At 62.2% G+C, this 19,587-nt stretch carries 15 protein-coding genes; 4 read left to right on the top strand and 11 right to left on the bottom strand.

Annotation, left to right across the window (positions count from 1 at the left end; translation table 11 throughout):
* Window position 1 precedes the first annotated feature (1 nt).
* The 5 genes from alaS to ABIE18_RS07280 all read right to left on the bottom strand — a co-directional run bounded on the left by alaS (window position 2) and on the right by ABIE18_RS07280 (window position 5,869).
* Window positions 2-2,680 carry an alanine--tRNA ligase gene (gene alaS, locus ABIE18_RS07300; RefSeq protein WP_499722017.1) on the bottom strand — a complete coding sequence of 893 codons (2,679 nt, stop codon included), beginning with the start codon at window positions 2,678-2,680 and terminating at the stop codon, window positions 2-4.
* A gap of 115 nt (window positions 2,681-2,795) precedes the next feature.
* Entirely contained in the window at window positions 2,796-3,038 is a 243-nt protein-coding gene (locus ABIE18_RS07295; protein WP_499722015.1) for a DUF6167 family protein, read from the bottom strand.
* 22 nt (window positions 3,039-3,060) lie between these two features.
* Window positions 3,061-3,435, bottom strand: coding sequence for a DUF948 domain-containing protein (locus ABIE18_RS07290; RefSeq protein ID WP_216925653.1), 375 nt, complete (start codon window positions 3,433-3,435; stop codon window positions 3,061-3,063).
* Between the two features lie 134 nt (window positions 3,436-3,569).
* Window positions 3,570-4,190, bottom strand: coding sequence for a 30S ribosomal protein S4 (gene rpsD, locus ABIE18_RS07285; RefSeq protein ID WP_216925553.1), 621 nt, complete (start codon window positions 4,188-4,190; stop codon window positions 3,570-3,572).
* 167 nt (window positions 4,191-4,357) lie between these two features.
* Entirely contained in the window at window positions 4,358-5,869 is a 1,512-nt protein-coding gene (locus ABIE18_RS07280; protein ID WP_499722014.1) for a replication-associated recombination protein A, read from the bottom strand.
* 41 nt (window positions 5,870-5,910) lie between these two features.
* Here ABIE18_RS07280 and ABIE18_RS07275 point away from each other — a divergent pair, with 41 nt between their 5' ends.
* On the top strand, window positions 5,911-6,591 hold the full coding sequence (locus ABIE18_RS07275) for an acVLRF1 family peptidyl-tRNA hydrolase (RefSeq protein WP_499722013.1): 681 nt from the start codon (window positions 5,911-5,913) through the stop codon (window positions 6,589-6,591).
* A gap of 41 nt (window positions 6,592-6,632) precedes the next feature.
* On the opposite strand, the gene ABIE18_RS07270 is transcribed toward ABIE18_RS07275, so the two are convergent.
* From ABIE18_RS07270 to hisS, 3 genes are all read right to left on the bottom strand, one after another.
* Window positions 6,633-7,487 (bottom strand): GNAT family N-acetyltransferase, encoded by an 855-nt coding sequence (locus ABIE18_RS07270; protein WP_499722012.1) that lies wholly within the window; start codon window positions 7,485-7,487, stop codon window positions 6,633-6,635.
* Window positions 7,488-7,555: 68 nt separating this feature from the next.
* On the bottom strand, window positions 7,556-9,349 hold the full coding sequence (gene aspS / locus ABIE18_RS07265; protein ID WP_223946204.1) for an aspartate--tRNA ligase: 1,794 nt from the start codon (window positions 9,347-9,349) through the stop codon (window positions 7,556-7,558).
* A gap of 96 nt (window positions 9,350-9,445) precedes the next feature.
* Complete coding sequence (gene hisS / locus ABIE18_RS07260; RefSeq protein ID WP_499722011.1) at window positions 9,446-10,807, bottom strand: histidine--tRNA ligase; 1,362 nt, start codon at window positions 10,805-10,807, stop codon at window positions 9,446-9,448.
* Window positions 10,808-11,014: 207 nt separating this feature from the next.
* Here hisS and ABIE18_RS07255 point away from each other — a divergent pair, with 207 nt between their 5' ends.
* From ABIE18_RS07255 to ABIE18_RS07245, 3 genes are all read left to right on the top strand, one after another.
* On the top strand, window positions 11,015-11,809 hold the full coding sequence (locus ABIE18_RS07255; RefSeq protein ID WP_499722010.1) for a peptidylprolyl isomerase: 795 nt from the start codon (window positions 11,015-11,017) through the stop codon (window positions 11,807-11,809).
* Window positions 11,810-11,875: 66 nt separating this feature from the next.
* Window positions 11,876-13,567, top strand: a complete 1,692-nt coding sequence (locus tag ABIE18_RS07250; RefSeq protein ID WP_499722009.1) for a DUF349 domain-containing protein — start codon at window positions 11,876-11,878, stop codon at window positions 13,565-13,567.
* 114 nt (window positions 13,568-13,681) lie between these two features.
* Window positions 13,682-14,284, top strand: coding sequence for a hypothetical protein (locus tag ABIE18_RS07245; RefSeq protein WP_499722008.1), 603 nt, complete (start codon window positions 13,682-13,684; stop codon window positions 14,282-14,284).
* On the opposite strand, the gene ABIE18_RS07240 is transcribed toward ABIE18_RS07245, so the two are convergent.
* The 3 genes from ABIE18_RS07240 to secD form a co-directional block, all read right to left on the bottom strand.
* The gene (locus tag ABIE18_RS07240; RefSeq protein WP_477515765.1) at window positions 14,281-16,674 is read right to left on the bottom strand and encodes a RelA/SpoT family protein; all 2,394 of its coding nucleotides are present in this window, start codon (window positions 16,672-16,674) and stop codon (window positions 14,281-14,283) included. The genes ABIE18_RS07245 and ABIE18_RS07240 overlap by 4 nt on opposite strands.
* A gap of 162 nt (window positions 16,675-16,836) precedes the next feature.
* Window positions 16,837-17,826, bottom strand: a complete 990-nt coding sequence (gene secF, locus ABIE18_RS07235; protein WP_442005718.1) for a protein translocase subunit SecF — start codon at window positions 17,824-17,826, stop codon at window positions 16,837-16,839.
* Entirely contained in the window at window positions 17,826-19,577 is a 1,752-nt protein-coding gene (gene secD, locus ABIE18_RS07230; protein WP_431115396.1) for a protein translocase subunit SecD, read from the bottom strand. The genes secF and secD overlap by 1 nt, the downstream gene beginning before the upstream one ends.
* Window positions 19,578-19,587: the final 10 nt, after the last annotated feature.

The raw sequence follows: 19,587 nt of genomic DNA, 5'->3' as shown, positions 1-19,587 counted from the left end.
GTTAACGCTTGGCTATCGCATCCACCACCGCTGTGAGGGCCTCAGAGACCTTCCCAGCGTCGGTGCCGCCACCTTGCGCGACATCGTCCTTGCCACCGCCGCCACCACCGAGGATGCCCGCGGCAAGGCGCACCAACGCTCCGGCCTTCACACCGGATTCACGGGCGGCTTCATTCGTGGCAATCAAAATGACGGGGCGATCATTGCTGACACCGGCAACTGCAACAGTGGCGGCCTCGGAGCCCAGACGGTTGCGGAGATCGAGGGCAAGGTTCCGGAGATCGTCTGCTCCACCCACTTGGCCGGCATCGTGGGCTACAACCCGCACACCCGCGGCGTCCTTGGCGGTACCCACCAGGGTGGCGGCCGCTGCGGCCAGCTGCTCCTTGCGAAGGCGGTCGAGTTCCTTCTCTGTTGCCTTCAACTTGTTCAAGGTGCTGGAGATGCGGTCCGCGAGCTGGCCGGAGGGAACCTTCAGCAGTTCCGTGAGTTCCGTAACCAGTGCACGCTCGGCGGCCAGGTGGCGGAAAGCGTCCAAGCCCACGAAGGCCTCCACACGGCGGTTGCCCGAGCCGACCGACTGCTCACCCAACAGGGAAAGGCTGCCAATGAGGGAGGTATTGGACACGTGGGTGCCACCGCAAAGCTCGCGGGACCAGGCGCCGTCGATCTCTACCACACGCACTTCGCTGCCGTAGTTCTCACCGAACAGGGCCATGGCGCCCAGCGCCTTGGCTTCGGCCAGTCCCATGACCTTGGTGTCCACCCGGTAGTTGTTCCGGATAGCGATGTTGGAAACCTCTTCAATTTCCGATCGCGTGGCGGGGCTCAGGCCCTCACCCCAGGCGAAGTCAAAACGGAGGTACCCGGCCTTGTTATAGGAACCACGCTGGGTAGCTTCCGGGCCCAGGATCTGGTGCAGCGCGGCATGCACAATGTGCGTACCCGTGTGCGCCTGTTCGGCTGCGTGGCGCCGTTCACGGTCGACGGCGGCGCGCACCAGGGCATCGGTGGCGATCTCACCTTCCCGGACGATTGCCTTATGGACGCTGAGGCCCTTTACCGGGCGCTGGACGTCCAGGACCTCGACGACGAATCCGTCGCCGGTAATCAGGCCGGTATCGGCGGACTGTCCACCGGCTTCTGCGTAGAATGGCGTCTCATTGAGGACCACTTCGATTTCGTCGCCCGTGGAGGCGTGAGCCACCCGCTGACCCGCGCTGAGGATACCGCGGACCTTGGACTCGCCATCAAGCTCGTCGTAGCCGGTAAAGGTGGTCTCGCCTTGGCCCAGCATTTCCTGGTAGGCGCCGAGGTCGGCGTGGCCGCCCTTCTTGCCTTTGGCATCTGCCTGTGCGCGCTGGCGCTGTTCAAGCATGAGCGAGCGGAAGCCGGCTTCGTCAACCTTGAGGCCGGCTTCTTCAGCCATTTCCAAAGTGAGGTCAATAGGGAAGCCGTAGGTGTCGTGCAGCGCAAAAGCGTCAGCGCCGGACAAGGGAACGCCCGCAGCCTTCGATTCAGCCACTGCATCCTCAAGGCGTGCCGTACCCGAAGCAATGGTGCGCAGGAACGCCTTTTCTTCGGCGTAGGCAATACGGCTGATACGGGCGAAGTCGGTCTCCACCACCGGGTAAACACCCTTCATGGCGTCGCGGGAAGCCGGAAGAAGGTCCGGCAGGCAAGCCTTTTCAACACCGAGCAAGCGCATGGCGCGAACAGCACGGCGGATCAGGCGGCGCAGAACGTAGCCGCGGCCTTCGTTGGACGGTGCCACGCCATCGGCAATGAGCATCAGGGCCGAACGGATGTGGTCTGCAACAACGCGCATGCGGACGTCGTCAGTGTGGTGGGGATCATCGGCTGACTCTGCAGAGGTGTACTCACGGCCGGACAGCTCAGCGGCCTTGTCAATGACAGGACGGACCTGATCGGTCTCGTACATGTTCTCGACGCCCTGGAGGATCATCGCGAGGCGCTCCATGCCAAGGCCGGTGTCGATGTTCTTCTGCGGCAGTTCGCCGACGATGTCGAAGTCCACCTTGGAGCGGACGTTCTCAATCTGGTACTGCATGAACACGAGGTTCCAGATTTCGATATACCGGGTCTCGTCAGCGAGCGGTCCGCCTTCAATGCCGTAGGCAGGGCCGCGGTCGTAGTAGATCTCCGAGCAGGGGCCGGCGGGGCCTGGCTGGCCAGTGGACCAGTAGTTGTCAGCCTTGCCCATGCGCTGGATGCGCTCGGCCGGAATGCCGGTGTTCTTGAGCCACAGTTCCTTGGCTTCGTCGTCTTCTTCGTAGACCGTCACCCAAAGGCGCTCGGCCGGAAGTCCATAGCCGCCGTCGTCAACGCTCTTGGTGAGCAGCTCGAAGGCGAACTTGATGGCATCTTCCTTGAAGTAGTCGCCAAAGGAGAAGTTGCCGCACATCTGGAAAAACGTGCCGTGCCGGGCCGTCTTGCCGACTTCCTCTATATCGCCCGTGCGGATGCACTTCTGGACGCTGGTGGCGCGCTTGTAGGGAGGCTCTTCGCGCGCGGTCAGATAAGGAATGAAGGGGACCATGCCGGCCACAGTGAAGAGAAGTGACGGGTCGCTTGAAACGAGCGACGCGGAGGGAACGGCGGTGTGGCCCTTGCTGACAAAAAAGTCCACCCAGCGCTTGGTGATCTCCTGCGACTTCATTAGCTGATTACTTACCCTTCTCAATTCACTGCACACGTTGTGCGCGGAACCGGCTGTTGCCCTTCCGCAGCTTTCCATTCTGCCCTGTTGCGGGCGCGGGAGCGAACCGTGTTCGCTAGCGCCGGCCGGCGTTGGGGTTGTTATCCGTACTGGTAATGCCCAACGCGGCCCTCAAGTCCTCTTCGCGTTCATGCATGCCCGAACGCACTGCGTCCGCGAAATCGAACAAGCCATCCGCCAGGCGGCCAACCGCACGGTTCAGGCCGTCGGGGCCGATGCTGGCCTGGGCCTCGGTGACTTTGCGGAAGCCGATAATGCCAATGGCGACGCCAATGCCCATCCAAACAATTCTTTTCATGTGTTCCTGGTCTCCAATTGGTTCAGCGGCTGCGACGGCCGGAGGAAGGAGCGCGACGGCCCGCGAAGGCCGAACGGACACCATAGCTGAAGGCTGCAACCTTGATCAGCGGCGAACCAACAGTGGCAGCCACCAGGGAGGACAGGGCTGAAATGTTCGCCGATGCGTCGGACACGTTCGAGGCGATGCCGTCGACCTTTTTCAGTTGCTGGTTGGTAGTGGAAACCGTTGCGGTTACTTCATCCATGAGGGGCGTCGCCCCGTCACTGATGGATCGGATGGTGGTGCGCACTTCGTCAAAGACGCCACCCAGCTTCAAGATAGGCACGGCCAACAGCAGGACCAGCAGTGCGAATACTCCTGCTGCGATCAGGCCGGCGATGTCGCCACCAGACATAGAATTCATCTCCTAGATTGTTGCGCTGCCCCGCACGGCCGGAATCCGGCTTCGGCCAAGGCCTCCCCAGTACCCTATCCAAAAAGAAAGCCCGCGGCGTGTGCCACGGGCTTCCTTTTAAGCGCTGCTTGAATTTAGCGAGCGTAGAATTCGACGACGAGCTGCTCTTCGCAGATCACGGGGACCTCAGAGCGCTTCGGGCGGCGAACCAGGCGGGCCTGCAGGGCGTCGAGCTTGACGTCCAGGTATGCCGGCACGTTGTTCAGGGCGTGGGCACCAGCAGCTGCGACCTGGAACGGAGCCATGACCTCGGAGCGGCTGTGAACGTGGATGAGCTGGCCTTCGCCAACGCGGAAGGACGGGCGGTCCACGCGGATGCCGTCAACCATGATGTGGCGGTGCACAACGAGCTGGCGGGCCTGTGCGATGGTGCGGGCGAAGCCTGCACGCAGTACCAGGGCGTCCAAACGCATTTCGAGCAGCTCAACCAGGTTTTCACCGGTGAGGCCCTTGGTGCGGCGTGCTTCTTCGAAGGCACGGGTCATCTGGGCTTCGCGGATGCCGTACTGGGCGCGCAGACGCTGCTTTTCGCGCAGACGTACGGCGTAGTCGGAGTCCTGCTTCTTGCGGGCACGGCCGTGCTCACCGGGGCCGTACGGGCGGCGCTCCATGTACTTGGCGGCCTTGGGGGTCAAAGCAATGCCGAGTGCACGCGAAAGGCGTGCGGTACGGCGAGCACGAGTGTTGTTAGCCACTTGTGTCCTTCCAAATTACTGCGGTGTGTCAGTGTTACTGGCCTCCATCAGGGAGAGCATCGGCCAACCGCTGCCTTTTGCTACTGGCCCGCGGCACAGCTCCATTGAAGGAATCTTCAAAGGGATTGTGCGTCGGGTCATGCCAGACAAGCAACCATCCTACCACGCTACTGTCCCCGGATGATCTTCCGGAGCCGTTCCAGCCTGGCGGCTATATCGCGTTCGGCGCCGTTGTTGGTTGGCTCGTAGTAGTCCTTCCCCACGAGGTCATCCGGCGGGTACTGCTGAGTTGCCACCCCATGCGGTTCATCGTGCGCATACTTGTAGCTCTTGCCATGTCCCAATTGTTTGGCACCTGGATAGTGCGCGTCGCGCAGATGCATGGGGATGCCACCGCCGAAACCGGCACGGACGTCGGCAACCGCCTTGTTCAGGCCCATGTATGCCGCATTCGACTTGGGTGCGGTGGCAAGGTGGACGACAGCTTCGGCCAGGACAATGCGGCCTTCCGGCATCCCTATCAACTGGACGGCCTGCGCCGCTGCCACAGCTGTTTGCAAAGCGGTGGGATCGGCCATGCCGATGTCTTCCGCAGCGGAGATGACAATGCGCCGTGCCACGAACCTCGGATCCTCCCCCGCCTCGAGCATCCGCGCCAGATAGTGAAGGGAGGCGTCAACATCCGAGCCCCTGATGGACTTGATGAACGCACTGGCGACGTCGTAGTGCTGGTCGCCGGCCCGGTCATAACGAACAGCAGCGGCGTCCAGGGCACGCTCGGTGTGCCTGAGTTCCACCAGCACAGGAGCGTCGGGGGCGCCGTCGCCGGCAAGCCCCGGTTCGCCGTCGTCGGTGACATTTGTCGCCGCGGCAGTGTGGGTCCCGGCGGCGGCTTCCTCCTCGACGGCGGTTGAGACGGCATTGCTGTCTCCGAACGCGACGCCGGCCGCAGCCTCCAAGGCAGTCAGGGCCCTTCGGGCGTCACCTCCGGAGAGCCGCACCAAATGATCCAAAGCCTCAGGACTGAGTTCCACGCGCCCCGCAAGGCCACGGGCATCGGCAACGGCCCGCTGTAACAGGCCGGCGATGTCGTCATCCGTCAGTGGCTTCAAGGTCAACAGGAGCGAGCGGGACAGCAGCGGTGATACCACCGAGAACGATGGGTTCTCGGTGGTGGCCGCCACCAGGACCACCCACCGGTTTTCAACGCCAGGCAACAGTGCGTCCTGCTGCGCCTTGTTGAATCGGTGGATTTCATCGAGGAAGAGGACAGTGGTCTTCTTGTACAGGTCCCGGGCGCTCAAGGCCTCATCCATCACCCGGCGAACATCCTTTACGCCAGCAGTAATGGCAGATAATTCCACGAACTTCCGCCCCGGCCCGCGGGCAATGACATGTGCCAGCGTGGTTTTCCCGGTTCCCGGAGGCCCCCACAGAATGACCGAACTCGGTCCTGCGGGGCCCGCAGCTTCTGCGCCTGCGGCGAGCTGGCGAAGCGGGGAACCGTGACCCAGCAGATGCTGTTGGCCCACCACGTCATCCAGGGTCCGGGGCCGCATCCGAACTGCGAGGGGGCTCCGCTGGGACGCCATCCATCCGGCGTCGGACGCTCCCCCGGCGGCAGGCAGATCCTCCGACTCGTCGTCGTTGTTTGCACCGGCACCAAAGAGATCTTCCACATGGATAGGCTACTCATAGTTCCAACAAAGGAGACATCGCCGTGGACCGCCGCGCATCCGCCCCGCAACAACGGCAGCCGAAGGCCTCCAGCCGCACGGCCCTCGTCCCCGCATCACGGCTGTCCGGTTGGGTCGATCGCTTTGCCCAGAGCCATGGCCCACTCACTGAAGAGACTGACGACGGCGGAATCCTCCTCCTCGCCGCTGACGGGGCTTCTGCCCTCCTCAAGGCACCGTGGCCGGTCGATGGACGTCCAGGCCGCGGCGCCACTGATATCGAGCGGCTTGCCGCTCTGGCAGGCCAAGAACGCGGCCTTGGTATCTTGCTGGTGCGTCGGGGCGGTTTCGCCGTGGCTGTGGCAAGTGGCAGCAAGGTCCTGGAATCCAAAAGCGGAAACCGCTACGTTCAGTCCAGAACGGCTGCGGGCGGCCAATCCCAACAACGGTTTGCCCGGCGCCGCTCCAACCAGGCGGACGCTTTGGTGGACTCCGCGGCGGAACACGCCGCGCGTATTTTTGCCAGCCACCGTGTTGAGTACCTTGTACCCGGCGGGGATAGAGCCTTGGTGGACCTGGTTCTGGCGCAACCCTCCATGCGCGCTCTGGCCAGCCGAAGCCAACTTGCTTTCCTGGACGTACAGGAACCCAAGACTGCTGCGCTTGCAAAAGCTGCTTCGGATGCTTGTTCCATCCGGATCCTGGTGACTGATCCGCCGGCGTAGGTAATCCACCAGTCTCATTAAATCGACACAACAACTGCCGCTCAGCAGCCTCCAGGCGCCCGCCTCAAAGGAGCCTGCCGATACAGATAACTCCCTTGTTCCACGAACCCGGCCCCCGAATACAACGCCTGGGCTCCGCTGTTGGAAGCAGTGACCAACAGCCAAAAACCCTGGAGATTGCGGGCCGCTCCCTCATTCAGTAGCGCCGACAGGACCATCGTCCCGTATCCCCGCCTGCGGTGGGTGGCCGAGGTCGCCATCGTGTAGAGGCCTCCCCAGCCGTCCACCAAGGCGAGGCGCCCGACGGCGGCCGGTACGCCGTCGTCGTCCCTCACCAGTGCGTACACAGACTCGCATCCGGTAAGAATGGCGCGGGCAACCTCCAGTTCCGCCTGGCCACCACGCCCATCCACGGACCACCACAAGCGAAGCCATTCATCGGTGGGCGCGTCCGAGAGTTCTACCCTCTGGGACCCGGCATCCAAGGTTTCCGAGGCGTCCATGCCCCGGACCATAATCAGGGTTTCGGACTGCCTGGTGAAGCGTTGCCCGTCCAGGACGGCGTTAAGGCCTGCACTACGGGAGTCATCGAATATCTGGAAAATGAGCGGGAGACGCCGCTGCCTGTACCACGCTGACGCCGAACTGACTGACCGCTCCAGATCCGGCATGCTTTCCAGGTCCGGGCTGCTTTCCAGGTCCGGACTGCTTGCCATGTCCGGCGCGCCGGACAGCATCCCGGGCAGGTTCCTCGCCCACACGGAGTTCGCCCTCTGCGTGACCCCAGCGGACGCACGGAGCACCCACTCCCCCGCACTTCCCGAGTCAAGTGCTTCGCGCTCTACGGCCGGCCACGCCTTATCCATGAGGGTTTCCAAGAATGTTTGTTCCAACATCGCGGCACCTTTCATCTGCAGGAACACCAAAGGCCCCCCACATCAGTGGGGAGCCTTTGGCTACCGTCTTATTCGGACTTGGTCTCCGGCTTGGCCGCAGGCTTGGTTTCCGGCTTGAAGTCGACGCCGGCTTCCTTTCGCTGCTGTGCCGTGATGGGGGCAGGAGCGGCGGTCAGCGGGTCAAAGCCGTTGCCGGTCTTCGGGAACGCGATAACGTCGCGGATGGACTCGACGCCGGCGAGCAAAGCCACTACGCGGTCCCAACCAAGCGCGATGCCGCCGTGTGGCGGCGCGCCGTACTTAAAGCCCTCCAACAGGAAGCCGAACTTGGTCTCGGCGTCCTCCTTGTCCAGGCCCATGAGCTGGAAGACGCGTTCCTGAACTTCGCGCTCGTGGATACGGATGGAGCCGCCACCGATTTCGTTGCCGTTGCACACGATGTCGTAGGCGTAGGACAGCGCCGACTCAGGATCCTTATCAAAGGTGTCAAGGAACTCCGGCTTCGGAGAGGTGAAGGCATGGTGCACGGCTGTCCACTGGCCGGCACCCACAGCAACGTCACCGGAGGCAACTGCCGCGGCAGCGGGCTCGAACATCGGTGCGTCCACGATCCATACGAAGGCCCAGTCCTTGGGATCGATCAGACCCGTGCGGTGGCCAATTTCAACACGTGCAGCGCCAAGGAGGGCTCGCGATGCAGACTTTTCGCCGGCGGCGAAGAAAATGCAGTCACCCGGCTTGGCACCAACGGCGTCGGCCAGGCCGGCCCGCTCTTCGTCGGTGAGGTTCTTGGCCACGGGGCCGGCGAGTTCGCCGTCTTCCTTGTAAAGAACGTAGGCCAGGCCCTTTGCGCCACGCTGCTTGGCCCATTCCTGCCAGGCATCCAGGGCACGGCGCGCCTGCGAGGCGCCCCCGGGCATGACGACGGCGCCAACGTAAGGTGCCTTGAAGACGCCGAAGTTGGTGTCCTTGAAGAACTCAGTCAGCTCGGTCAGCTCCAGGCCGAAGCGCAGGTCCGGCTTGTCGGAACCGTACTTTGCCATGGCGTCCAGGTACGTCATGCGTCGGATCGGCGTGGGGACCTCGACGTCGATCAGTTGCCACAGTGCCTTCACAATTGCTTCACCGAGCTCGATGACATCGTCCTGGTCAACGAAGCTGGCCTCGATGTCCAACTGGGTGAATTCAGGCTGGCGGTCCGCGCGGAAGTCTTCATCACGGTAGCAGCGGGCAATCTGGTAGTACTTTTCGAATCCGCCCACCTGGAGCAGCTGCTTGAAAAGCTGCGGCGACTGCGGCAGCGCGTACCAGGAACCCGGGGCAAGCCTGGCGGGGACGACGAAATCGCGGGCGCCTTCCGGCGTCGATCGCGTCAACGTGGGTGTCTCAATCTCGACGTAGCCGCGTTGGTGCAGCAACTCGCGGGCGATGCGGTTTGCCTCTGAGCGGAGGCGGAGGTTCCGGGCCGGGCCGGGGCGTCGAAGGTCAAGGTAGCGGTGCTTAAGGCGCGCTTCTTCGCCAACTTCGACGTGCTCGTCGATTTGGAATGGCAGGGGGTCCGAGGTGTTCAGGATGATGACCTTGTCCGCCATGACCTCGATCTCGCCAGTAGCAAGCGCAGGGTTTTCATTGCCTTCAGGACGCTTGTTGACGGTACCCGTCACCTGCAGTACGTATTCGTTCCGCAGGCCGTGGAAGACCTCTTCTTCACGGACAACCACCTGGGCGACACCGGAAGCGTCACGAAGGTCAACGAATGCAACGCCACCGTGATCACGGCGGCGGCCCACCCAGCCGGCCAGGGTAACGGTTTGTCCAATGTGCTCGGAGCGAAGTGATCCGAGGTCATGTGTGCGCAGCACAGCATTCCTTTCAGCATGAATTTTCAAGGGATCATTGCAAAGACGATCCCGTCCGAGTTTACCCGCCCCGGCCGCGGCTGAATCACCTGGCCTGGATCAGGCAGTGATGACCCGGACGTGCAGATCTTCCTCCGACGGCGACCAACTGGCCGGGTCAGCGTCCACCTGCGCACCGGACCGGATGTCCTTGACCTGGTGCTTGCCGTCATCGTCAGTGAACCAAACAAACGGAATTCCCCGACGATCCGCGAACTTGATCTGCTTGCCGAACTTTTCAGCCTTCGCAGCAACTTCAGTCGCAATACCGCGGCCGCGAAGCTGTGCCGCGACGTCCTGTGCAGCGGACCAACTGTCGTCGTTATTCAAAGCGACCAGGACAGCGGTCGGCACTGCCCGGGTAGCCGTGGCAAGCTCCTGGCTCAGGATCCGCGAGACCAGGCGGGTGACGCCGATGGACAAGCCGACGCCGGGAAACTTCCGGTTTCCCTTGCTGGCCAGGGCGTCGTACCGGCCGCCCGAGCAAATCGAACCCAGTTGTTCATGGCCTACCAGGACAGTCTCGACGACGGTTCCCGTGTAGTAGTCCAGTCCCCGGGCGATGCTGAGGTCGGCGACCACTTTGCCGGGCGCGCGCTGGACCGCAGCCTCAATGACCTGCTGGAGCTCGCTCAATCCTTCCTCGAGGAGGTCATCAGCCACCCCCAGGGCACGTACCTGATCCACGAACGAGGTGTCCTCCGTGCGGATGGTGGCAAGCTTGAGCGCCAGTGCCGCCTGCTCATCCGAGGCGCCGAGCTCGCTCTTGAGCAGCTCAGCGACTTTGCCTTCGCCAATCTTTTCCAGTTTGTCGATGCTCCGCAGGACTCCGGCCGTATCAGTCAAGCCAATACCGCGGTAGAAGCCTTCAGCCAGCTTGCGGTTGTTGATCCGGAGGCGGAAGTCCGGAATCGGGAGGGCGCTCAGCGCCTCAGCGATGACCAACGCGATTTCGACGTCGTAGCGGAACGGCAACTCACCATCGCCCACCACGTCTATATCTGCCTGGGTGAATTCGCGGGCGCGGCCTTCCTGTGGACGCTCGCCACGCCAGACCTTCTGGATCTGGTACCGGCGGAAGGGAAAGGCAAGATAACCCGCGTTCTCCACGACGTACCGGGCGAAGGGAACAGTGAGGTCGAAGTGCAGGGCAAGCGCATTCGGATCGGCTTTGTCTGACTTGTCCGTAGTGGTTGACCTGGAAACTTCGTCGTCGTCCTGCAGACGGCTCAGGCCATAGACCTCTTTGTCGATCTCGCCTTTACGCAGCAACTGGCCGACCGTTTCAACAGCACGCGTTTCAATCGAGGAGAAACCATGCAGTTCGAACGTTTTCCGGAGCGTGTCCAGCACATGGAGTTCCACCAACCGTTCCTGGGGAAGCCACTCGGGGAATCCGGACAGGGAGGCGGTACGTGCCATGGTGGATAAATCTCCTCGAAGAAAGCTGACTCAGGAATGAGCACCGCAGCTTTAAAGGCCTTTTCGGCGATTATGGGGCGGGCGTCCAGCCGGTCATGCATAAACTATGTGCGGCAGCCAGTTTATGCTTTCCGCGCGTGCACATCTAATGCAGCATGCCCGGTCCCTGCAGGCAGCCGGCGAACGTGGACACAATCAGGAGGACTCTTGGCAACAAGGTCGCGGGATGACCGCGAAGCGAGACGCCGCATCCGGCAGATGGAAGCCAAGCGTGCCCTGCGGCAGGAACAGGGCAAGCGGCGCAAACGCGACAACACTGTTGCCATCGGCGCGGGCGCTGCCGCTGTGATCCTTGCGGTGGTGCTGCAACTGACAGTTTTCAGTTCCAACCCCACTGAGGCAGAGTTCGCCGCCGCAGAGGCCGGACTGAGCTCCCCGTCGGCCTCACCTTCGGCATCCAACAGCGCAGACATACCCAGCCCGGACACCGCAGCCGGCAAAACTTTCACCGGCGAGCTCGCCTTGAACAGCGGCGTCGTGGGAGTGGAACTGAACGGAACTGCTGCCCCGCAGGCGGCGGCCGTCATCAAGTCCCTCACCGATGCCAGTTATTACACCGGAGCCTTCTGCCACCGCCTTACCACCTCAGAGACGTTCGGCCTGCTGCAATGCGGCGCCAAGTCCGAAGACGGCGCAGACGATCCCAACTACCGCTGGGGTCCCCTGGAGAACACACCATCGGACAACATATACCCGGCTGGAACAATCGCCGTTGCACGCTCGGGAAACAACGCCTACGGCAACGGTCATCAGTTCTTCATTGTCTACAAGGACACAACAATTCCTGCGGACACGGCCGGTGGTTACACAGTGGTCGGCAAAGTCACCAGTGGTTTGGACGTGGTCACGAAAATCGCTGCAGCAGGCCTGAAGCCGGGCGAAAACGCGACCGACGGCGCCCCTGTGGCACCTGTCACGATAGACTCGTTTTCTCTGAAGTAACCAGCCTTTGGCCCCGGTCCGGGGTGCAGTACCTTAGCAGTCCCTCCAAGCGAAAGACTTTTAGCGGTGACAGACAGTCAGAAATCCGACGAAACAGCAGTAGTGGCCAACCAAGACGCAGTCGAGGCAAACAGCCCGAACGGCACTGAAGCAGCACCTGCGGCTGAACAAACTCCCGCAGTTGCGGCCGACGAAGCACCGGCAGCAACCGAAGCCCCTGCCGCTGAAGAAACGCCTGCAACAGAAGAAACGCCTGCAGAAGCAGCTGAGGCGGCGCCCGTAGCGGAGGAAGCACCAGCGGCTGAGGCGGCACCCGTAGCGGAGGAAGCACCAGCGGCTGAGGCGGCACCCGTAGCGGAGGAAGCACCAGCGGCTGAGGCGGCACCGGCAGCGGAGGAAACCAAGCCTGCCGATTCGCGTCCCACTCCTTCCCCTGCTGCTTTCGCGGCCCGCCCCAAGGCGCCTGCCGCCGTCGTTCCGGCTGCACCCGCAGTCTCTGCCGCCTCGCTTGCAGAGGCAGCCAAGTGGGGGCGGGCCGAAGGCGACGGCCACGTATTCCTCACTTTGGATGGCGAAGAGATTGCCGTTGGCCAGTACCCGGGTGTTAGCCCTGACGAAGCCCTGGGCTACTTCGCGCGGAAGTTCGACGACGTCATTGCCCAGATAGTCCTGCTGGAACACCGCGTGGAGTCCAAAGCGCCGGCAACGGACATGCAGAAAACGGTGACCCACCTCCGTGAGCAGCTCGCAGAGCGCAACATGGTGGGCGATATCCGTTCGGCCGAAGCACGCCTGGACACGCTGTCCGAGCAGATCGCCGAGCTGGAAAAGTCCGAGAAAGCAGCCCATGAGGCCGTCCGCGCCAACGAGCTTGCCGCGCGCGAAGCCATTGTGGCGGAGGCAGAGGCCATCGCTGGCCAGGATCCTGCGCAAATCCAATGGAAGACGTCCAGTGCGCGAATGAACGAACTCTTCGAGACGTGGAAGGCTGCGCAGAAGAGCGGGGTCCGTCTTGGCCGGAGCAATGAAGACGCACTCTGGAAGCGCTTCCGCTCGGCACGCACTGTCTTCGACCGCCACCGCCGCGCGTACTTCTCGCAGCTGGACAGCAACAATTCCGCGGCCAAGGTGGCCAAGGAAGCATTGATCGCAGAGGCTGAGGCGCTTTCCTCTTCCACTGACTGGGGCTATGCCGCCGGGGAGTACCGCAGGCTCATGGATCAGTGGAAGGCCACCCCACGCGCCAGCCGCAAGGATGACGACGCGCTCTGGGGCCGTTTCCGCGCCGCGCAGGATGTGTTCTTCAGCAACCGGCAGGCTGCGAACGAGCAGATCGACCAGGAGTACACGGCCAACCTTGCAGTGAAGGAGCAGTTGGTAGCTGAGGCCCAGGCGCTGCTGCCGATCAACGATCTCAACGCAACGAAGAAGGCCCTGCAGTCCATTCGTGACCGCTGGGAAGATGCCGGTAAGGTCCCCAGGGCGGATATGGGCCGCATCGAGGCCGGTCTTCGCAAGGTGGAGGACGCAGTCCGCGAGGCCGAGGAGGAGAAGTGGCGCCGGAGCAACCCGGAGACCAAGGCCCGCACCAACAGCGCTTTGTCGCAGCTTGAGTCCGCGATTGCCGGGCTCAAGGAGGATCTGGAGAAGGCTGAAAAAGCCGGAGACCAGCGCCGCATTAAGGCCGCGCGTGAAGCTCTTGAAGCACGTCAGGCGTGGCTGGACCAGATCCAGCGCTCAGCGAGCGATCTAGCCTGACCCAGCTTTGGGTTCATGGTGAGCCCATGTTTTTTCTGCAGGCCCCGTACCGGTTATCCACATGCCCGGTACGGGGCCTGTACTGTTGCGGCCAGGACACGGAATGATCAATGAATGGTCCCACCCGTCACAGCCCCGCAACTGCAGGAACCCGTTCTTCCCGAGCTCTACGCACCCAGCCGCATCTTCACCTGGCCTGAATTGCAGGGCATGGCGCTGGATGGCATCCTGCTTCCCTTGTACGGAAGGAGCTATGCGTCGCCCGGGATTGCCGTCACGCCCCGCCTCCGCGCCCGTGCAGCTGCCTTGACTGTCCCGGACCGGATGCGGACCAAGGTGGTGGCGGGCAGGCTTACCGCCGCGTGGATCTACGGATGCGCGAGCCCTCCGGAGCGGCTATCACTTCTGGTGGATGCCAAGCATCGTATCTCCAGCGTGCGCAGTGCCCGGGGGTGCAACCTCCATGAGGTCCGGCTCGGCCAACTGGACGTCGTAAGCCTTGGTGGGATGCTGGTCAGCAGCCCTTTGAGAACAGCAGCGGACATTGCACTGCACGTCGAGTCGGATCAGGCCCTGCCCGCCCTGCGGCGGCTCCTGGACCACCCGGAGCTCGGCGTCAGGCTCCGTTTACTCACCCTTGCCGTGGAGGCAACGCCGCGGGTTCCCCACAAGAAGCGTGCGCTCGCCACGCTCGCACGGCTCGTGTCCCCGAACTAGCTCCTGCGCCTGTTACCCGTGGTGCGGTACACGTCGAAGACCCCGTCGATACGCCGCACCGCGCTGAGGACATGGTGCAAATACTTTGGGTCGCCCATTTCGAAGGCAAATTTGGAGATCGCCACCCTGTCGCTTGAGGTGTGGACCGAGGCCGCAAGGATGTTGACATGGTTTTCAGACAGGACACGCGTGACATCGGACAAGAGTGACTTCCTGTCCAGGGCTTCCACCTGAATCTCCACCAGGAAGACACTGGACTGTGTTGGTGCCCATTCGACCTCGACGATCCTGTCCGGCTGGTCGCGCAACCCGGAGACGTTGGTGCAATCGGTCCTATGGACCGACACTCCCGAACCACGAGTGACAAATCCAAGGATCGGGTCAGGGGGCACAGGGGTACAACACCGGGCAAGTTTGACCCACACGTCTCCCACGCCGCGAACGATGACACCGGAATCGGAAAATTTGGACTTGGCAACCTGCGTGGGGATGCTGACCTCGTCAAGGTCCTCATCCGGGGTCTCGTGCCCACCAAGATGCTCTACGAGCTTCTCCATGACGGACTGGGCAGAAGTGTGGCCGTCACCCACTCCTGCATACAGCCCGGAGATGTCAACGTAGTGGAAGTCCTCGGCGACGGCAGACAGCGCATCGTGCGTCATCAGCCGCTGCAGTGGGAGGTTCTGCTTTCGCATTGCCCGCGTCAGCATGTCCTTGCCGCGGTCAATCGCTTCTTCACGGCGTTCCTTGGTGAACCACTGGCGGATCTTGTTCCGGGCCCTTGCCGACTTGACGAAATGTTGCCAGTCCTGGCTTGGACCTGCACCCTCCGCCTTTGAGGTGAAGATCTCGACCCAGTCGCCATGGTTCAGTTCGCTGTTGAGCGGCACAAGTTTGCCGTTAACGCGGGCTCCGATGGTCCGGTGACCCACTTCCGTGTGAACCGCGTAGGCGAAGTCCACGGGAGTCGATCCAGCAGGCAAGGCCATGACTTCGCCCTTGGGCGTAAAGACGAAGACTTCCCGTGCGTTGATCTCGTACCTCAGTGAATCGAGGAATTCGCCCGGGTCCGACGTTTCCTGCTGCCAGTCCACCAAGGACCGCAGCCAGCCCATATCGCCGTCGCGTGGGCTGCCAGGGCCCACAGCAGTACGGTTGGGCTGGTCCTTGTACTTCCAGTGGGCTGCAACGCCATACTCAGCCCGGCGGTGCATCTCATGGGTACGGATCTGGATTTCCACGGGCTTTCCACCCGGGCCGATCACGGTGGTGTGCAGGGACTGGTACATGTTGAACTTCGGCATGGCGATGTAGTCCTTGAACCGCCCTGGGAGGGGGTTCCATCGCGAGTGCAGGGTACCAAGTGCCGCGTAACAATCCCGCACCGAGTCAACCAGGACACGAACGCCCATGAGGTCGTTGATGTCGTCAAAGTCCTTATCGCGGACGATCATCTTCTGGTAGATCGAGTAGTAGTGCTTGGGCCGGCCGGTGATGGTCGCCTTGATCCGCGCAGTCCGAAGATCATCGGCAATCTGGTTGCGGATGACACTCAGGCTCTTCTCGCGTTCGGGGGTGCGGTCCCCCACCATGCGGACGATTTCCTCGTACACCTTGGGGTAGAGCGCCGCGAAGGACAGATCCTCCAACTCCCACTTAATGGTGTTCATACCCAGGCGGTGTGCCAGGGGAGCGAAGATCTCCAGCGTCTCGCGGGCTTTACGGGACGACGACTCTGCCGAAACGAACCGCCATGTACGGGCGTTGTGGAGCCGATCGGCAAGTTTGATCATCAGGACCCGGATGTCCTTGGCCATGGCCACGACCATCTTGCGGACCGTCTCCGACTGGGCTGCTTCGCCGAAGCTGACCTTGTCCAGTTTGGTCACGCCGTCCACAAGCATGGCGACTTCCGGGCCGAAGTCGCGGGTCAGGTCATGCAGGGTGTAGGGGGTGTCCTCCACCGTGTCATGGAGCAACGCAGCGGCCAGGGTGGTTCCTGTCATCCCCAGCTCAGCAAGGATGGTGGCTACTGCCACCGGGTGGGTGATGTACGGATCACCACTCTTGCGCTTCTGCCCTTGATGGCTGCGCTCTGCTACCGCGAATGCGCGCTGAATGAGGTCGAAGTCTTCTTTGGGGTTGTTGGCCCGCACCGTTCGCAGGAGCGGTTCCAGAATCGGCGAGTACGGCGCCATCCCCCGACCGGTCAATCGCGCAAGCCTGGAACGGGTGCGCTCCCGCCGACCCGGAAAGGTTGGACGCACGCCGGGAGTATCGACTGGAACCGTACCAGCAGTCCGTCCAGCCACGCTTGTTGCCGGAACCGTCACACCGTGGTGACTGTCCTCCCCGCCCGTCGGTGGTGCCGACGTCGCACGTTCTTCCACAGAAGTACCCCTCACGACCTATTTAATTCTTCCAGTCTATTCCCGCAGGCGAATGCTTCCGCAACCGGACAGCACATGACGCACGCCCCGGCAAGTCAAAGAGAAAGGACCCCGCTGTAAAGCGGGGTCCTGCTCCAGGACGTAATGCCCAATGGAAATAGTCTAAACAGTGGCCTCGGCCCGGCGGTGGGCCACTTTCTTGGCCTGCTTCACGAGGTCCGGCTCGCCCTGGCGCAGCCAGGCGTAGAGCGGTGCCGCAATGAAGATGGTCGCTGCCGTTCCGATGAGGATTCCGACGAACAACGCCAGGGAAAGGTCCCGCAGCGTTCCTGCGCCCAGCAGTCCGGCCCCGATGAAGAGGATCGCCGCAACCGGAAGGACGGCAACCATCATGGTGTTGATGGAGCGGACCAGGGTTTGGTTGACCGCAAGGTTGACCTCTTCACCGAAGGTCCGGCGCGTGGAGGTGGAAATGTCCGCTGTGTTCTCGCGGATCTTGTCGAAGACCACCACGGTGTCATACAGCGAATAGCTCAGCACAGTCAGGAATCCGATGATGGCCGATGGCGTCACCTCGAAATCACTCAGGGCGTAGACGCCCGCTGTGGTGAACATGGTGACGAGCATGCCCACCAAGGCAGAGAGTGACATCTTCCAGGTCCGGAAATACAAAGCCATGAGGACAGCAGCGAGGCCGACGAAGACGACCAACCCAATGAGCGCCTGGCGTGTGACATCCTGACCCCACGTGGGACCAACAAAGTTTGATGTCACCTCGTTGTCCGTTACACCGTAAGCGGTGGTCAGGCCCTCTTTGATGCGGTTGGTCTCGTCATCGGTCAGCTGATCCGTCTGAATCCGCATGGTGTTGCCCGCCACGTTCGCAACGCGGGGAATGGCACCGGATACGACGTCATGGACGGCCTTTTCGCCCAGGCCGGCATCGGTGGTCTTTACGTTGGAAACGGTGAACTCCGAGCCGCCGCGGAACTCGATGCCGAGGTTGAAGCCGCCCTTCAATACCGGGATCAGGATGGAGAGGGCCACAGCGACCGCAGCAATGATGAACCAGATCTTCTTGGAATCAACAAAGTTGTAAGAGCGCTTGCCCGTGTAAAGCTCGTTGCCGAAGGTTGCGAAGCTCGTGGTCATTACTTCTCCTCCTTGGTGCCGTTGGAAGGCCCGGTCAATTGGCCCTTCTCGGCGAGGCGCCGTTCGGCGATGGTCATGCGGCGTTCTGCTTCAGCCGCGGCACCTGTATTGCGTGCACGGACAACGGCCGGTTTCTCAGCAGGTGTGCGGAGACGTCCGGCTCCCCGATACAGCGGGACAGCTCCCAGACGGTCAGGTGACAGGCCGGAGAACCTGTGGCCTTCGCCAAAGAACCTTGTGCGGGCAAGGACCTGCAGCATGGGGTGCGTGAACATGAACACCACGATGAGGTCAGCCACAGCCGTGAGGCCAAGCGTGAACGCGAAGCCACGCACATTGCCTACAGCCACGAAATAAAGGACCAAGGCTGCCAGCAAGTTCACTGCCTTGGAGGCCAGGACAGTCCGCTTGGCACGCTTCCAGCCATTTTCGACGGCGGATACGAGCCCGCGGCCTTCACGAAGTTCATCGCGGATTCGTTCGAAGTACACAATGAACGAGTCGGCCGTCTGTCCGATGGCCACGATCAGGCCTGCAACACCTGCGAGGGAAAGGCGGTAGTTTTCAGTCCACCCCAGAATGGCGATGGCAAGGTAGGTCAAACCACCGGCGACAACCAGGGAAGCGATGGTGACAAAGCCAAGGGCCCGGTACTGGAACAGCGAGTACACAACCACCAGCAACAAGCCGATGAGGCCGGCAAGCAGGCCGAGCCGGAGCTGATCGCCACCGAGCGTGGCAGAGATCTGTTCCTGGGACTGGATCTCGAAGGAGATCGGCAAAGCGCCATAGCGGAGTTGGTCGGACAGTGCTTTTGCTGAGGCCTGGGTGAAGTTACCCGTGATCTGCGGTTTTCCGTCAGTGATGACAGCAAGGGACCTCGGTGCTGAGATGACCTTGTCATCAAGGACAATGGCGAATTGTGCCTTGGGATCGTTGCCGCCCTGGGCAAGGGACGCGGTGTAGAACTGGTTCAGCCGCTCCGTAACTTCCTTGAACTTGGCAGTTGCCTCGGAGTTAAACGTGATGTTCACACCCCAGGAGTTCGTCACCGATCCCTGTGCGCCTTGCACCTGCGAGAAGGACGAGGAGCTGATGTCCTGGCCTTTGACCTCGACCGGACCAAGGATGTACTTGATGGCGGGAGTCTTGTCCGTTGCCGGTTCGCAGGTCACCAGAGGCTTCGCCGGATCAGAACGTTCCCGCTTCTCAGTGGAAGGGTTGACGCAGTCGAGCGCCTCGAATTCCTTGTAGATCTCAGGAGTCACCCAGTTGGTGTCGCTCGCGTTGGTGGGCTCTGCGGTGGGCTTGGGCAGCTTGTCATCCGGTGTACGGGATTCGACAGGGACGGCAGCAGGATCAGCCGCAGCGATCACCGGGCGGAAGTTCATGTCCGCCGACGCCTGGATAAGATCACGGGTTTCCTTGGACGGAGTTCCCGGGAGGCTCACCACCACGTTGCGCCCCGACTGGGTGCTGATCTCGGCTTCGGCAACACCGGAGCCGTCCACACGCTGCCGGATGATGGCAACTGCCTGATTGAGCTGTTCCTCAGTGATCTCGCTGGAACCCTCTACCCGCGGTGCCAGGATCATCTGGGTGCCGCCCTCGAGGTCCAAGGCAAGTTTGGGAGCCCAGCTTGCATGGCCGGAAATGACTCCGCCACCCAGCACAGCGGTGAGTACAACGAATATTGCTCCAAGCCAAGTCAGCACCCTGCGGGCTGAGTTTTTGGGGCCGGTCCGTGCCATTATCGATCTT

The organism is Arthrobacter sp. 2762 (assembly GCF_040548745.1).
Taxonomy (GTDB): Bacteria; Actinomycetota; Actinomycetes; order Actinomycetales; family Micrococcaceae; genus Arthrobacter.
Note: the sequence above shows the minus strand (reverse complement) of the source record. Positions and strands in the feature narration are given on the sequence as shown.

Bases quoted from the DNA above. Each gene is read 5' to 3' on its own strand.
- ABIE18_RS07270 (WP_499722012.1), bottom strand. From the start codon at position 7,487: ATGTTGGAACAAACATTCTTGGAAACCCTCATGGATAAGGCGTGGCCG.
- secF (WP_442005718.1), bottom strand. From the start codon at position 17,826: ATGACCACGAGCTTCGCAACCTTCGGCAACGAGCTTTACACGGGCAAG.
- ABIE18_RS07295 (WP_499722015.1), bottom strand. From the start codon at position 3,038: ATGAAAAGAATTGTTTGGATGGGCATTGGCGTCGCCATTGGCATTATC.
- ABIE18_RS07245 (WP_499722008.1), top strand. From the start codon at position 13,682: ATGGTCCCACCCGTCACAGCCCCGCAACTGCAGGAACCCGTTCTTCCC.
- hisS (WP_499722011.1), bottom strand. From the start codon at position 10,807: ATGGCACGTACCGCCTCCCTGTCCGGATTCCCCGAGTGGCTTCCCCAG.
- ABIE18_RS07290 (WP_216925653.1), bottom strand. From the start codon at position 3,435: ATGTCTGGTGGCGACATCGCCGGCCTGATCGCAGCAGGAGTATTCGCA.
- secD (WP_431115396.1), bottom strand. From the start codon at position 19,577: ATGGCACGGACCGGCCCCAAAAACTCAGCCCGCAGGGTGCTGACTTGG.
- alaS (WP_499722017.1), bottom strand. From the start codon at position 2,680: ATGAAGTCGCAGGAGATCACCAAGCGCTGGGTGGACTTTTTTGTCAGC.